Below are 14,129 nucleotides of genomic sequence, written 5' to 3'. Positions count from 1 at the left end.
CCCGCGGACACGGCCTCCTCGACCACGTACTGGATCGCGGGCTTGTCGACGACCGGAAGCATCTCCTTGGGAGTCGCCTTGGTCGCCGGCAGGAAGCGGGTGCCGAGACCCGCCGCCGGTATGACCGCCTTGGTGATGGTGGGGCGGGAAGCCATCAGGTGTTCGTCTCTCTCGTTCTGCACGGCGGGCGCCGGCGCGGCCGGGTGCGGCCGCGGCCGGGTCAGGCGTCGATGAGGCCGTGCTCGCCGGTGGGCTGCCGCGGGATGCGGGCCTGGGTGAGGGCCCCCGGCGCGGGCGCGGGCGTCCGCTCGGCCAGCGGGATCACCGCGGGGTTGGGCTCCTGCTCGCCGAGGAACAGCCGGCGCACCACCCGCTCGGCCGCGTTTCCGTCGTCGAACTGCACGAAGCGCTCACGGAACGCGGCGCGCAGCTCGGCGGCCCTGGCGTCGTTCCAGGCACCGGAGCGGAAGACCTCGATCAGCTGGTCCTCGTCGGTCGCGGTGGCACCCGGCGTCTCGCCCGGCTGGCCGGAGAGGATGTCGAAGTAGACACCGCGGGCCTTGCGGTAGACCTCCCAGTCGTCCGCGTAGGTGACGATCGGGCGGTCCAGGCACGCGTAGTCGAACATGATGGACGAGTAGTCCGTGATCAGCGCGTCGGCGGCCAGGCAGAGGTCCTCCACCACCGGGTACGTCGACACGTCCTTGATCAGACCGCGCTCCTGGAGGGCCTCCAGGCGGGGGTCGGCACCGTAGAAGTAGTGGGTGCGCACCAGGACGACGAAGTCCGGGCCGAGCTCGGAGCAGAAGCGCTCCAGGTCGATGCGGGGGACGTAGCCCTTCTGGTAGTCGCGCACGGTCGGGCAGTACAGGATGGCCTTCTTGCCGTCCTCGATGCCCAGCTCGCGGCGGATGCGCAGGACGTCGTCACCGTCGGTGCGGAAGTAGACGTCGTTGCGCGGGTAGCCGAACTCGATCGCCTCGAACGCGCAGGGGTAGACCCGCTCCCAGTTCTCCGTGGAGTGCTGGTTGGAGGTGAGGCTGAGGTCCCACTTGTCGGCCCGCTCCAGCATCTTGGCGAAGCTCATGTTCTTCGCCGCCGCCGGGTACTTCTGCTGGTCGATGCCCATCTGCTTCAGCGGGGTGCCGTGATGGGTCTGGAGGAAGACCTGCTCGGGGCGCTTGACGATGTTGTTCGGGAAGTTGACGTTGTTGACGAGGTACTTGGCGCGGGCCATGACCTCCCAGTAACGCGGCGAGTTGGCCACCACGTAGTCGACGCCCGCGGGGACCTTGTCCACCATGTCGCGGCGCACGATCCACACGCCGTGCACGTTCGGGGCGAGTTCCCTGGCCTTGTAGTAGATGGCCGCGGGGTTGCAGGCGACACCGCGGTTCCAGTAGGCCGCGTAGACCGCGAGGTTCTCGTCCACCGGGCGGCGCAGGTGCAGCCGGTACAGCCGGTCGTAGGCGGTCTTGCCGAGCTTGGTCTTGACCTTGGTGGCCCGCTGGATCACCTGGCGGCGGGTGTTGCCGGCGGCGGTCACCGCGGCGTACGCCGTGTAGGAGCCGCGCTCCAGCAGCTGGAACCGGACGCCCTGGGAGCCCTCCGGCAGCACGAAGCCCTTGGGCTTGTAGCGCTTGTACGAGGCTGCTGCGAGCTTGAAGAACTCCGCGCGGTCCTTGGGGACGATGCGGTCCTCGCGGGCCAGCGTGAACAGGTAGTGGCTCGCCGCGCGCTCGAACAGCAGGGGGCGCACCGGCTCCGTCTCCGGGTGCTCGTCGAGGAACTCGAAGAGGCGGGCGTACTGCTGGAAGATGCCGAAGTGCTTGCGGCCGGGCGTGCGCATCGAGTTGCCCTGGCGGCGCTGGCGGTACTCGACGCAGACGTGGTCGGTGGCGGCGATGCGCTTCGCGGTCAGCATGGTCTTGTAGACCATGAGCGCGTCTTCGTAAATGCCGTCGGTGAAGGTGAAGTTGTTGCCGACGTAGAACTCGCGGCGGTAGGCGCGGTTCCACACGACGGCGAACATGGTGAGGAAGTCGGGCCGTTCGAGGGCCGTGAAGACGTCCGTGCCCGCGCTCGCCAGGAGTTCACCGGCCGCGCTCGCCTGGACCCGGTTGTTCCAGTACGTGCGCACGTGGTTGAGCAGCAGGATGTCCGGGTTGCCCGTGACCTCCAGGCGGTCGGCGATCGCCTGGAGCGCGCCGTCGGCCAGGGTGTCGTCGCTGTCCAGGAAGAGGATGTACTCGCCGCGGGACTTCAGCGCCCCGGCGTCGCGCGCCTTTCCGATGCCCCGGTTCTCCTCGAAGTGCACGGGTATGACACGGCTGTCGAGGGCGGCGTATTCATCGAGTATCTTCCCGCACGAGTCGGGGGAGTGGTCGTCGATGGCGACGATCTCGAAGTCCTCGAAGGACTGGGACAGAATGGAGTCCAAGCACGCGCGCAGATATCCCTGGACTTTGTAGACAGGGACGACAACGCTTATTTTCGGCGAAGCGTTTCCATTCGCTACGGGCATGCTTGGGGCTCCTGGACTGTCGGTCAGACTCTCAACCGCCTCCCGCTGCCGGTGCGGCGAGGGAGGCGAGAGGCACAAGGAGTGCGAGGTTAAGGGGCGTTTAACCCTACCCTAACGTGCCCTACCGGATGGTCTCACCGTACGACCGCGCGGGGCCCGGCGGCGCGGGTGTGGCGTGACTCACGGGCGCGCGCGAAGGGGCTCCCGCGTGGCCGGATCCGGCGCCGGGGCCGGACGGCGTCGGCGCGCGGGAGTGGCCGCCCGTCCGGGTAAGAGAAGGTGAGCCCACGGTGAGAACGGCGCTTTCGGCGGAGCGAACCGGACGATCCGGTCAACTCGCCCCGCGTCGCGGTCGCCGGGTCCCGTGGTGCGGATGGTGTGTGCCCCGGTCCATGGATTCGCGCCGGATGTGGTGGATTCGACACGGATCGGCACACCGCGCGCACACCCGGCGCGTACCCGGCGCCCGGCCGGCACCGCACGCGCCGACTGCGGCGGCGGAGGCGGGGGCATGCGGAATTCCGTCCGGGAGCCGGAAAAGAAGCCGGAAAGGGAAAAGCACCCCTCCCTTCTCGAATTGCGAACCCCTGAAGCGAAGGGCCGCGCGGAACCCGTTTCCCGGCGGTTCCCCGTCGCCGTCCGGACCCCGGTCCGGCGTCCGGACGGCGAAACCGGAGCGCGCCGCGGGCCCCCGGTCGCGTACATTGCGCAGCACGAGGCCGGTACACGGGCGAAAGGGACGGCGGGCAAGGTGGCAAGCGCGAGGCAGGCCGTGGGCGCGGCCCGCAGGATCGTCGTCAAGGTGGGGTCCTCCTCCCTGACCAGCGCGGCGGGCGGCCTGGACGCCGACCGCGTGGACGCCCTGGTGGACGTGCTGGCCAAGAGCCGGGGCACCGGCGACCGGGAGGTCGTCCTCGTCTCCTCCGGAGCCATCGCCGCCGGGCTCGCGCCGCTCGGGCTGCGCCGCCGGCCCCGCGACCTCGCCCGGCAGCAGGCCGCCGCCAGTGTCGGACAGGGGCTGCTGGTGGCCCGCTACACCGCCTCCTTCGCCCGCTACGGCATCCGCGTCGGCCAAGTCCTGCTCACCAGCGACGACATGAGCCGCCGCGCCCACCACCGCAACGCCTCGCGCACCCTGGACAAGCTGCTCGCGATGGGCGCCCTGCCGGTCGTCAACGAGAACGACACCGTCGCCACCGACGAGATCCGCTTCGGCGACAACGACCGGCTCGCCGCCCTCGTCGCCCACCTCGTCCACGCCGACCTGCTCGTCCTCCTCTCCGACGTCGACGGCGTCTACGACGGGGACCCCAGCAGGCCCGGCACCTCCCGGATAGCGGAGGTCCGGGGCCCCGCGGACCTCGCGGGCGTCGAGATCGGCAGCGCGGGCAAGGCGGGCGTCGGCACCGGCGGCATGGTGACCAAGGTGGAGGCCGCCCGGATCGCCGCCGCCGCCGGCATCCCGGTGGTGCTGACCTCCACCGTGCACGCGGCGGACGCCCTCGCCGGCGGCGACACCGGCACGTACTTCCACCCCACCGGCAAGCGCTCCGCCGACCGGCTGCTCTGGCTCCAGCACGCCTCCACCCCGCAGGGCGCGCTCACCCTGGACGACGGCGCCGTGGAGGCGGTCGTCCGGGGCCGCAAGTCGCTGCTGCCCGCCGGGATCGCCGCCGTCGAGGGCGAGTTCAGCGCGGGCGACCCCGTGGAGCTGCGGGACGCCGCCGGTCGCGCGGTGGCGCGGGGGCTCGTCAGCTTCGACGCCAAGGAGATCCCCCGGCTGATCGGGCGCTCGACCCACGAACTGGCGCGCGAACTGGGCCCGGCGTACGAACGCGAGGTCGTACACAGGGACGACCTGGTGCTCCTGCACGGGTGACACTCGTACAGCGGGGCGCACACGACGGCCTCCGGTGGGGGACGTTCCGTAAAACCGCCCCGCGAAGCCTTACGGCCTGCTCAACTTTGTGTGCGAGACATGTTTCCGAGCACTTGGGTGAAGGAGGCCGTCGTGAGACGAGTGCGCCCTGGGGGTACCACCCGAGGTGCCCTGACGAGCGTCGCGGCCGGGGACACCTACGCGGAACCCAGGGACCTGCCCCGGCTGTGGCACGTCACGCTCAGCGTGGCCGGCAAGAGCGTCCCCCTCACGGAGCTGCGCCGGTCCCTGGAACAGCTGGCTCACGACCACCCCTTCCTGCTGACCAGCAGATACGCGAGCGACCACGCCGAGATCCGGTACTGGGAAGAGGCCCGCGACCTGCATGACGCGGCCGCCGTCGCCCTGCGCCTGTGGGGCGAGCACCGGCTCAGCGCCGGGCTGCCCCCGTGGGAGATCGTCGGCCTGGAGGTCATCGACCGCGAGACGTACCACCAGCGCGTCGCGGAGGGGTACGGGCCGCCGCCCGCGACCCCCGTAGGGGTCCACCCCTTCTGATCCCCTACCGGAGCCTGATCCCTTACCGGAGTTTCCGTCTCGGGGTGTGAAACGTGCGCGGAAGCCCTGCGCGCCGCGCACTACCCTTCCCCCATGACCACGCTCTCGCCGTACGACTCGATGTCCCCGGTCAACCGGGCCGCCTACCGGGCCAGGGCCGCCGCCGCCGACCTCGCGCCACTGCCGCGCGCCGCGAAGGACGACGCGCTGCTGGCGATCGCCGACGCCCTGGAGGTACGCACCGGGGAGATCATCGAGGCCAACGCCGAGGACGTGGCCAGGGCCCGCGAGAACGGCACCAGCGAGGCCATCGTGGACCGGCTCACCCTCACCCCGGAGCGGGTCCGGGCCATCGCCGCCGACGTCCGCGACGTGGCGGGGCTGCCCGACCCGGTCGGCGAGGTGGTCCGCGGCTCCACCCTGCCCAACGGCATCGACCTGCGCCAGGTCCGCGTCCCGCTCGGCGTCGTCGGCATCGTCTACGAGGCCCGGCCCAATGTCACCGTGGACGCCGCCGCCCTCTGCCTGAAGTCCGGCAACGCCGTCCTGCTGCGCGGCTCCGCCTCCGCCTATGCCTCCAACACCGCCCTCGTCCGGGTGATCCGGGACGCGGTCGGCGGCGCCGGGCTGCCCGCCGACGCCGTACAGCTGGTGCCGGGGGAGGGCCGCGAGTCCGTGCGCGAGCTGATGCGCGCCCGCGGCCTGGTCGACGTCCTCATCCCGCGCGGCGGCGCCTCCCTGATCCGGACCGTGGTCAACGAGTCCACCGTCCCCGTCATCGAGACCGGCACCGGCAACTGCCACGTCTACGTCGACGCGCAGGCCGACATCGACATGGCGATCGACATCCTCGTCAACTCCAAGGCCCAGCGGGTCAGCGTGTGCAACGCGGCCGAGACGCTGCTGGTCCACCAGGACATCGCCGCCGAGTTCCTGCCGCGCGCCCTGGACGCCCTCGCCGAGGCCGGCGTCACCGTGCACGCCGACGAGCGGGTCATGGCCCACGCCAAGGGCTCCAGGGCCACCGTGGTCGAGGCGACCCCGGAGGACTGGGAGACCGAGTACCTGTCGTACGACATCGCCGCCGCCGTCGTGGACTCCCTCGACAAGGCCGTCGAGCACATCCGGCTGTGGACCTCCGGGCACACCGAGGCGATCGTCACCACCTCGCAGCAGGCCGCCCGCCGGTTCACCCAGCTGGTCGACTCGACCACGGTCGCCGTGAACGCCTCCACCCGGTTCACCGACGGCGGACAGTTCGGCTTCGGCGCGGAGATCGGCATCTCCACCCAGAAACTGCACGCCCGTGGCCCGATGGGCCTGCCGGAGCTGACCAGCACCAAGTACATCGTCACCGGCGACGGGCACGTCCGCCGCTGACTCCGGCGGTGCCGGGCGTCTCGACAGGTGGATGAATTTCCATACCGTCTGCCCAAATTGATCCCCCGGGTCTACTCTGGATGCGTGCCGGAGGACGTGGGGGGCACGCCGTTCCCTGACGGCTGGGAGCCCGACGACGACCACGACCGCGGGGTGTCGGACGAAGAGTTCGCCTCCGTGGTCTTCGACGAGGACTTCGTGAGGGCGGCCACGGTCCACGAGCCGACCGCCGTCGAACGCCTCCTCGCCGCCGCGGAGGCCAGAGCGGAGGCATCCGAGGCGGCCCGCCGCGCCCGCGCCCGCCGCGAGCGGTACGACGACGGGTACGGCGGCGCCGACCTCGGCGAGGACCCGGACGACGACGACCTCGATGACCTGGACGACGGCTACGCCCTCGGTGGGGGCCCCTTCGACGGCCACGGCAAGCAGGCCCGCTGGCACCGGCCGGTGGCCTGGGTGCTCGCCGCGGTGCTGGGCATCGGCATGGTCGCCCTCGCCTTCGCCGCGGTGTACCGGGGCGCCTCCTCGGGCACCCGCGACCAGCCGCCGTCCAGCACGACCGGCCAGAACCAGGCCCCGTCGGCGGCGCCCGTCCGCCCCGCGGTGTCGGCGGTGCCCCACCTGCCCTGAGCGGTCCGGGGTGAGGACTTGTCAGAAGTTGTGGTCGGGCGGGGCGTTTACCCGGCGCCCCGGAAACCCACTCTGAAAGTATGGGCGGGCCTTCAGACCCACCGGAGGGGACACCCGAGGGCGGCCCCGGAGGTGCGGAGGACGAATACCGATCCGTCGTCTTCGACGAGTCGTTCGTGCGCGCTGCCCGCCTCCAGGAGTACTCGGCCGAGGAGCGGATGGCCGACCACGCGCCCGCCGTGCGCCGCCGCCCGCCGCACCGGGGGCTCGTCCGCCAGGCGATGATCCTGGTGCTGCTGATCGCCGTGGCCTTCGGCACCGCCGTCTACATGGGGGTGCGCCACCCCTACGACTCCGCCGAGGCCCCCCGGCCCGTCGAGCCCCTGCGGATGACGGTCATACCGCTCGCCCCGCAGGGCCGGGTGCCCGGCGGGGCGGACGCGGAGACGCTGTACGCGCACAGCCCCGCCGCGCAGTTCGACATCGGCGCCGAAGGGGTGCCGCTGCCGGCCGCGCGGAGCACCGCGCACTTCTCCGACACCCAGGTCATGGCGGCGCTGACCACGGCCAAGGACTACATCGTCCGCTCCTCGCTCTACCCCGAGGTGCTCACCGGCCGCACGACGGCTCCCGCGCGGGCGCTGGTGGACTCCGACCAGCTCGCCCAGTTCGACCAGAGCTTCGACCACCCGGCGGCGGACGGCCGGCACGCCCCCACCGGCTGGGTGGTGCGCCTCGACCCGGCCCGCGACCGGCTCGCCGACGACCGGATCCGGGTCCGGGGCGCGCTGCGCATCACCGAGGCGGACCCGGCCACCCTGGAGGTCAGCGCGGACCACACCTTCGTCTACGCCCTGCGCGCCGCCGGCACCGCGAGCGCCCCCGTCTCCCTGTTCACCGTCCGCCGCGCGCTGACCTTCCGGTTCACCCGCGACGACCTGCGCACCCGCCAGGTCCAGCTGTCCACGGCCTACGTCGAGGCCGGCCCGCTGTCCTGCGCCGAGGACGCCACGTCGTACCTGCGCCCCCTCCTGGCGGGCCAGACCACGCGGCCGGGCGCCCCCGCGGGCACCGATCCGTACCGGACGGACAGCCCCGCCGCCCTGTGCGGCACGCTGTCCACGGGGGCCCAGCCCACGACGTGAGGGCGCCTACTCCGCCGCCGTGGCCGGGCCGCCCTTGGCCGGCGGGGGGCTCTTGAAGCCGTCGAAGCCGCGCTTGACCCGGCCGCCCAGGTCGCCCGCGCCGCCCGCCAGGTCGCTGACCAGCTTCATCAGCGGGTCCTTGGAGTCCTTGACGTCGCTCGCGTAGCTCGCCGCGGACTCCCGGAAGGAGTCGCTGACCTTGGCCTCCTTGTCGTCGTCGCGGCGCGGGTAGTGGCCGTCCAGGATCCGCTGGTAGTCCCGCGACCCGGCCCACTTCTTCAGCTCGGCGGCGCGCACGGTGGTGAACGGGTGCGAGCGGGGCAGCACATTCAGGATCTTCAGCACGGAGTCGCGCAGGTCGCCGCCGGAGTCGTACTCCTCGGCCTGCTCCAGGAACGCGTCCACGTTCATCTCGTGCAGATGGTTGCCGCCCGCGATCTTCATCAGGCCGCGCATCGAGGCCCGTACGTCCTGGCCCACCAGCAGTCCGGCCCGGTCCGCGGACAGCTCGGACTTGCGGAACCACTCCCGCAGCGCCGTGACGATCGCCATGATCGCGAGGTTGCCCAGCGGGATCCAGGCGACCTTGATCGCGAGGTTCGTCAGGAACAGCAGGACGGTGCGGTACACCGAGTGCCCGGACAGCGCGTGTCCGACCTCGTGGCCGACGACCGCCCGCATCTCCTCCTCGTCCAGCAGCTCCACCAGGCCCGTGGAGATCACGATGATCGGCTCGTCCAGGCCGATGCACATCGCGTTGGGCTGCGGGTCCTGGGTGACGTACATCGGCGGGACCTTCTCCAGGTCCAGGATGTAGCAGGCGTCCAGCAGCATGTCGTGCAGATGACCGAACTGCCGTTCGGAAACGCGCACCGAGTCGGAGAGGAACAGCAGCCGCAGGCTCCGCTCCGGCAGCAGTCCGCTCAGTGCCTTGAACACCTGGTCGAAGCCGCTGAGCTTGCGCAGCGCCACCAGGGCGGACCGGTCGGCCGGATGCTCGTACGCCCGCGAGGAGATCCCCGGAAAGCGCGTCCGCTGCCTGCTGGGCACCCGCTCGTGCCCGGTTCGCCGATCGCCGTCGTGCATGTCTTCCCCCAAGTGCGTGTGAGTGCGGTGGCCCCCGAGGCGGGGTTCAGCCTAGGCGGAGATACCGTGGACGGGCAGACAGCCGAAGGAGTCCACGCCATGGAGCACCACCCCGCAGCCGCCCGGCTGACCGAGGCCGCAGCGAGCGCCGCCCAACAGCACGGCGGAGGCCCTCTGCTCCGCATCGTGCTGGTCGTGATGATCGTGGGCTGCGCGCTGACCGCCTGGTTCCTGCTGCGCGGCTACAAGCAGAAGGACGACTGACGGGCCGCCGGAGTTCCCCGCCCCGCCGCCCCCGCTTCCCAACGGCGGAGTCGGCGTGATCGCCGCGGAATGGCCCGCATACGATGAGCCGACGTCTTTATCCCGCCCACACGCGATAGGTCCTGTCGAAGATGATGCTCACCAGCGCCGCAGCCCCGCTGATCTCCCTCGCCGCCGAAGAGGGCGGTCACCACGACAGCCTGAACCCCGCCGTCACCGGCGGCGCCGCCTTCGTCATCCTGCTGCTCCTGCTGTGGATCACCACCCGCTTCAACCGCGACCGCTGAGCCGGGAGACCGGCCCCGGCCGGACGCCGGGAACCGGGCCGGTAGGGTCTGCACGCATGGGAGAGCAGGACATGCCTACCGGTCCGGCGCACGATGGCGCCGCCGACGCCGACATGGTCGACCAGCCGCAGTACCGCCGGCACCGGCCGGGCCACGGCCCCGCCCGCTCAGGCAAGCGGCGCCTGGGCGTCATGGGCGGCACCTTCGACCCGATCCACCACGGGCACCTCGTGGCGGCCAGCGAGGTCGCCGCGCAGTTCCAGCTGGACGAGGTGGTGTTCGTACCCACCGGCCAGCCGTGGCAGAAGTCCCACCGCCAGGTCTCCCCGGCCGAGGACCGCTACCTCATGACGGTCATCGCCACCGCCGAGAACCCGCAGTTCTCCGTCAGCCGCATCGACATCGACCGCGGCGGCCCCACCTACACCGTGGACACCCTGCGCGACCTGCGCGCCCTCAACCCGGACACCGACCTGTTTTTCATCACCGGTGCCGACGCCCTCGCCCAGCTGCTGACCTGGCGCGACAGCGAGGAGCTGTTCTCCCTCGCGCACTTCATCGGCGTCACCCGGCCCGGCCACCACCTCAGCAACCCCGGACTGCCCGAGGGCGGCGTCTCGCTGGTCGAGGTCCCGGCGCTCGCCATCTCCTCCACAGACTGCCGTGCGAGAGTCGCCAAGGGCGACCCCATCTGGTACATGGTGCCGGACGGAGTCGTGCGCTATATCGACAAGCGCGAGCTGTACCGCGGCGAGTGAGCCGAGAGGGGCACCGGTGAACGACCGATACGACGCGGGGCCGTACGAGATCGTCGGTTACGACGAGTACGGACAGCCCGTCTACCGCCAGGTTCCGGCGCAGCAGGCTCCGGGCGGCTCCTACGACCCCTATGCCCAGCAGCAGGGATACGGCTACGACCCCTACGGCACCGGCACCCCCCAGCCCTACGGGTCGTACGGCACCGGTCAGCAGCCGCAGGCCCCGTCGCCGTACCCCGCGGACGGCGGCTACCCCGGCACCGACGGCTACGGCGGGTACGACCCCTACGGGACCCAGGCCCCGGCGCACGCGGGACACGGGGGGAATTCCGGGCACGACCCCTACGGGCAGAGCGCGCACAGCGGGCAGCAGCCGCGCCTCGCCGAGCAGACCGCGCACATCCCCCAGCAGGCGGGACCCCAGGACGAGCCCCGGCACAACCCCTACGACGAGCCCCGGCACAACCCCTACGCGGAACTCGCGAGCGACGACGACGGGGACGAGGCGCGCACGGACGGCCAACCGGACTACCGCACCGAGCAGTTCGCGTTCGTGGAGGAGCCGGACGGCGACTCCGAGGACGTCATCGACTGGCTGAAGTTCACCGAGAACCGCACCGAGCGGCGCGAGGAGGCCCGCCGCCGCGCCCGCAGCCGGCTCGTCGCCCTCGGCGTCGTGCTCGCCCTCGTCGCGGTCGGCGGCGTCGGCTACCTCTGGTACGCCGGGAAGCTGCCCTTCCTGTCCTCCTCCGCAGCAGGCTCCGGCGCGGCCACGGCGGTCGGCGCCCAGAAGCGCGACGTGATCGTCGTCCACCTGCACAACACCGGCAAGGGCGGCACCTCCACCGTGCTGCTGGTCGACAACACCACCACCAAGCGGGGCACCACCGTCCTGCTGCCCAACTCCCTGGCGCTGACCGACGACGACGGCTCCACCACGACCCTCGCCAAGTCCGTGGACGAAGACGGCTCCTCCGGTACCCGCGACCAGCTGGACACCGTCCTCGGCACCAGCATCCAGGGCACCTGGCGGCTGGACACGCCCTACCTCCAGAACCTGGTCGATCTCGTCGGCAACATCGACATGGACACCAACACCGACGTGCCCGACCCGGACGCCAAGAAGAAGGGCGCCGAGCCGCTCGTCAGCAAGGGCAGCGACCAGACCCTCAGCGGCAAGATGGCCGTCGCCTATGCCACCTACCGGGCCCCCGGCGAGTCGGAGGATGCCCAGCTGGAGCGGTTCGGGCAGGTCATGCAGGCCGTGCTGCGCAAGATCTCGACGGACCCCTCGGACGCCACGGTGACCGTGCAGAGCCTCGCGCAGATCCTCGACCCCTCGCTCACCGACAAGGACCTCGGCGCCTTCCTGGCCAAGCTCGCCGGTCTCGCCAAGGAGGGCGCCTACAAGACGGCGCTGCTGCCGGTGCAGCCCGACGGCACGCTCTCCGCGCGGACCAGCGACAGTGTGGTCAAGGACATCCTCGGCGGCACCGCCAAGAGCCCCGACGCCGGCAGCGCGGTCCGGGTCTCCGTGCAGAACGCCACCGGGGTCAAGGACGACACCGAGCAGGCCCGCGTGGTGCTCCTGAACGGCGGTTTCACCTTCCTGGAGGGCGGCAGCGGCGGCAGCCAGGCAACCTCCAAGGTCGTCTACCAGGACGCCTCGGACAAGCAGAACGCCACCGAGGTCGCCAAGACCCTCGGCCTGCCCGCGACCTCCGTCACCAAGGGCTCGGTCTCCTCGGGCGCCGATGTCTCGGTGGTCCTCGGCAAGGACTACAAGCCGTCCGGCTCCTGAGCACGTCCGCACAGGGGCGCCCGGTCGCCGTGGCCTGGCGCCCCCCGGTAAACGCGTGGGGTGCCCCCGGCGGTCCGTGAGACCCTTGAGGTTCAGTGCCCGCCGACGGAAAGCCATGCAGTGACCGCCACCGATCGTTCCCTTGAGCTCATCAACGTCGCCGCCCAGGCGGCCGCGGACAAGCTCGCCCACGACGTCATCGCCTACGACGTCAGCGACGTCCTGTCGATCACGGACGCCTTCCTGCTCGCCTCCGCGCCGAACGACCGCCAGGTCAAGGCCATCGTGGACGAGATCGAGGAGCGCCTCCAGAAGGAGCTCGGCGCCAAGCCGGTGCGCCGCGAGGGCGACCGCGACGCCCGCTGGATCCTGCTCGACTACGTCGACATCGTGGTCCACGTCCAGCACAGCGAGGAGCGCGTCTTCTACGCCCTGGAGCGGCTGTGGAAGGACTGCCCCGAGCTGGAGCTGCCCGCCGACGCCAAGGCCACCCGCGGCAAGGGCGAGGAGCACGCCAAGCTCCAGGAGTCCGAGGCCGGCGGTGAGCCGGGCGGGGAGTGGTGATGAGCGCCACAGGTGAGGTGACCGACCGCAGGGACCGGGGCCGCCGCGTCATCCTGTGGCGGCACGGCCAGACCTCGTGGAACGTGGAGCGCCGCTTCCAGGGCAGCACCGATGTGCCGCTGACCGAGACCGGCGTCGGGCAGGCCCGCCGCGCCGCCCGGCTGCTGGCCTCCCTGCGCCCCGACGCGATCGTCTCCTCGGACCTCGCGCGGGCCGCGGACACGGCCGCCGAGCTGGCCGCCCTCACCGGCCTCGACGTCACCCGCGAGGAGGGCCTGCGGGAGACCTACGCGGGCGTCTGGCAGGGGCTGACGCACGAGGAGATCATCGCCCGCCACGGCGAGGAGTACGCCGCCTGGAAGCGCGGCGAGGCGGTCCGGCGCGGTGGGGGCGAACTGGAGACCGAGGTCGCCGACCGGGCCGCGCCCGTCGTCCTGCGGCATGTGGAGAAGCTGCCGGCGGACGGCACCCTGGTGGTCGTCAGCCACGGCGGCACCATCCGCACCACCATCGGCCGACTGCTCGGCCTCCAGGCCCCGCACTGGGAGAGCCTCGGCGGCCTCTCCAACTGCTGCTGGTCCGTGCTGGGCGAGGGCGCGCGCGGCTGGCGCCTGCTGGAGCACAACGCGGGGACCCTGCCCGAGCCGGTCCTCGGCGACGACGACTGACCGGCGACGGCGCCCCACACCCCGGATTTCACTTTCCGGCAGGTCACAGGCTAAAGTTCTTCTTGTTCGCCCCGCCGAGCGGGAAGAACACAGCAAGGGGCTATAGCTCAGTTGGTAGAGCGCCTGCATGGCATGCAGGAGGTCAGGAGTTCAATTCTCCTTAGCTCCACAGGAGGAAGATCCCGTCCCCGTCAAGGGGGCGGGATCTTCTGTTTGTGCTACTGAAGCGTCGCTGACCGTGTCGGTCCCCTCATGGCAGAATCGGACGGCCGGAAGGGGGCGCGGTCCGACGGGAGCTGATCGATGGGTGCACACAGGCGGAAGTGCGACTGGTGCGGCAGCGGTACGCCCATCGTGCGCGACATGGAGCCGGTCAACGCCGACTACCAGTACTGGTGCGAGGAATGCGCGCGGGCGCTGATCATAAAAGGCGACCCCATCGAGACGTACCGGGAGCTGGAGGGCGAGCCGATCTACGGGCGCCTCCTGGAGGAGCACTGCACCCTCAAGAGGTTCTACTCCTTCGTCGCCGCCTGAGTTGATCATCGTAAAAACGGACATTCGTGACCAAGTGGGCGCAGGGGA

General features: G+C 71.3%; 15 protein-coding genes and 1 tRNA gene. 13 read left to right on the top strand and 3 right to left on the bottom strand.

What is annotated here, in order from left to right; translation table 11 throughout:
• Both AC069R_RS29810 and AC069R_RS29805 read right to left on the bottom strand, forming a co-directional pair.
• A partial coding sequence (locus AC069R_RS29810) for a sugar phosphate nucleotidyltransferase (RefSeq protein ID WP_478769856.1) occupies positions 1–155 on the bottom strand: 155 nt, incomplete at its 3' end.
• Between the two features lie 65 nt (positions 156–220).
• Positions 221–2,524 (bottom strand): bifunctional glycosyltransferase/CDP-glycerol:glycerophosphate glycerophosphotransferase, encoded by a 2,304-nt coding sequence (locus tag AC069R_RS29805; RefSeq protein WP_478769852.1) that lies wholly within the window; start codon positions 2,522–2,524, stop codon positions 221–223.
• Between the two features lie 772 nt (positions 2,525–3,296).
• On the opposite strand from AC069R_RS29805, the gene proB reads away from it, so the two are divergent.
• The 5 genes from proB (at position 3,297) to AC069R_RS29780 (ending at position 8,116) form a co-directional block, all read left to right on the top strand.
• Positions 3,297–4,403, top strand: a complete 1,107-nt coding sequence (gene proB, locus AC069R_RS29800; protein ID WP_478769855.1) for a glutamate 5-kinase — start codon at positions 3,297–3,299, stop codon at positions 4,401–4,403.
• A 132-nt stretch (positions 4,404–4,535) separates the two neighbouring features.
• Positions 4,536–4,961 (top strand): hypothetical protein, encoded by a 426-nt coding sequence (locus tag AC069R_RS29795; RefSeq protein ID WP_397985979.1) that lies wholly within the window; start codon positions 4,536–4,538, stop codon positions 4,959–4,961.
• Positions 4,962–5,054: 93 nt separating this feature from the next.
• Complete coding sequence (locus AC069R_RS29790; protein WP_478769851.1) at positions 5,055–6,341, top strand: glutamate-5-semialdehyde dehydrogenase; 1,287 nt, start codon at positions 5,055–5,057, stop codon at positions 6,339–6,341.
• A gap of 84 nt (positions 6,342–6,425) precedes the next feature.
• Positions 6,426–6,971 (top strand): SCO2584 family spore wall biosynthesis protein, encoded by a 546-nt coding sequence (locus tag AC069R_RS29785; RefSeq protein WP_478769850.1) that lies wholly within the window; start codon positions 6,426–6,428, stop codon positions 6,969–6,971.
• A gap of 80 nt (positions 6,972–7,051) precedes the next feature.
• A complete protein-coding gene (locus AC069R_RS29780) occupies positions 7,052–8,116 on the top strand; it encodes an SCO2583 family membrane protein (protein WP_478769849.1) in 1,065 nt (354 codons plus the stop codon).
• A gap of 6 nt (positions 8,117–8,122) precedes the next feature.
• Here AC069R_RS29780 and AC069R_RS29775 read toward each other — a convergent pair whose 3' ends face one another.
• Entirely contained in the window at positions 8,123–9,202 is a 1,080-nt protein-coding gene (locus AC069R_RS29775; protein ID WP_478769848.1) for a M48 family metallopeptidase, read from the bottom strand.
• 99 nt (positions 9,203–9,301) lie between these two features.
• On the opposite strand from AC069R_RS29775, the gene AC069R_RS29770 reads away from it, so the two are divergent.
• The 8 genes from AC069R_RS29770 to AC069R_RS29735 all read left to right on the top strand — a co-directional run bounded on the left by AC069R_RS29770 (position 9,302) and on the right by AC069R_RS29735 (position 14,081).
• Entirely contained in the window at positions 9,302–9,466 is a 165-nt protein-coding gene (locus AC069R_RS29770) for a hypothetical protein (protein WP_397985984.1), read from the top strand.
• A 131-nt stretch (positions 9,467–9,597) separates the two neighbouring features.
• Positions 9,598–9,753 (top strand): hypothetical protein, encoded by a 156-nt coding sequence (locus tag AC069R_RS29765; protein ID WP_366669998.1) that lies wholly within the window; start codon positions 9,598–9,600, stop codon positions 9,751–9,753.
• A gap of 56 nt (positions 9,754–9,809) precedes the next feature.
• Positions 9,810–10,511, top strand: coding sequence for a nicotinate-nucleotide adenylyltransferase (nadD, locus tag AC069R_RS29760; protein ID WP_478769847.1), 702 nt, complete (start codon positions 9,810–9,812; stop codon positions 10,509–10,511).
• A gap of 16 nt (positions 10,512–10,527) precedes the next feature.
• Positions 10,528–12,312, top strand: a complete 1,785-nt coding sequence (locus AC069R_RS29755) for an LCP family protein (protein ID WP_478769846.1) — start codon at positions 10,528–10,530, stop codon at positions 12,310–12,312.
• A gap of 120 nt (positions 12,313–12,432) precedes the next feature.
• On the top strand, positions 12,433–12,876 hold the full coding sequence (gene rsfS / locus AC069R_RS29750) for a ribosome silencing factor (protein WP_397985987.1): 444 nt from the start codon (positions 12,433–12,435) through the stop codon (positions 12,874–12,876).
• Positions 12,876–13,544, top strand: coding sequence for a histidine phosphatase family protein (locus tag AC069R_RS29745; protein ID WP_397985988.1), 669 nt, complete (start codon positions 12,876–12,878; stop codon positions 13,542–13,544). The genes rsfS and AC069R_RS29745 overlap by 1 nt, the downstream gene beginning before the upstream one ends.
• A 96-nt stretch (positions 13,545–13,640) precedes the next feature.
• Positions 13,641–13,713 (top strand) — tRNA-Ala (locus AC069R_RS29740).
• A 134-nt stretch (positions 13,714–13,847) separates the two neighbouring features.
• Complete coding sequence (locus AC069R_RS29735) at positions 13,848–14,081, top strand: hypothetical protein (protein WP_037655034.1); 234 nt, start codon at positions 13,848–13,850, stop codon at positions 14,079–14,081.
• Positions 14,082–14,129 lie beyond the last annotated feature (48 nt).

Source organism: Streptomyces sp. NPDC043952 (assembly GCF_056435325.1).
The sequence above is the reverse complement of the archived record's forward strand: the minus strand, read 5'-3'. Positions and strand labels throughout refer to the sequence as shown.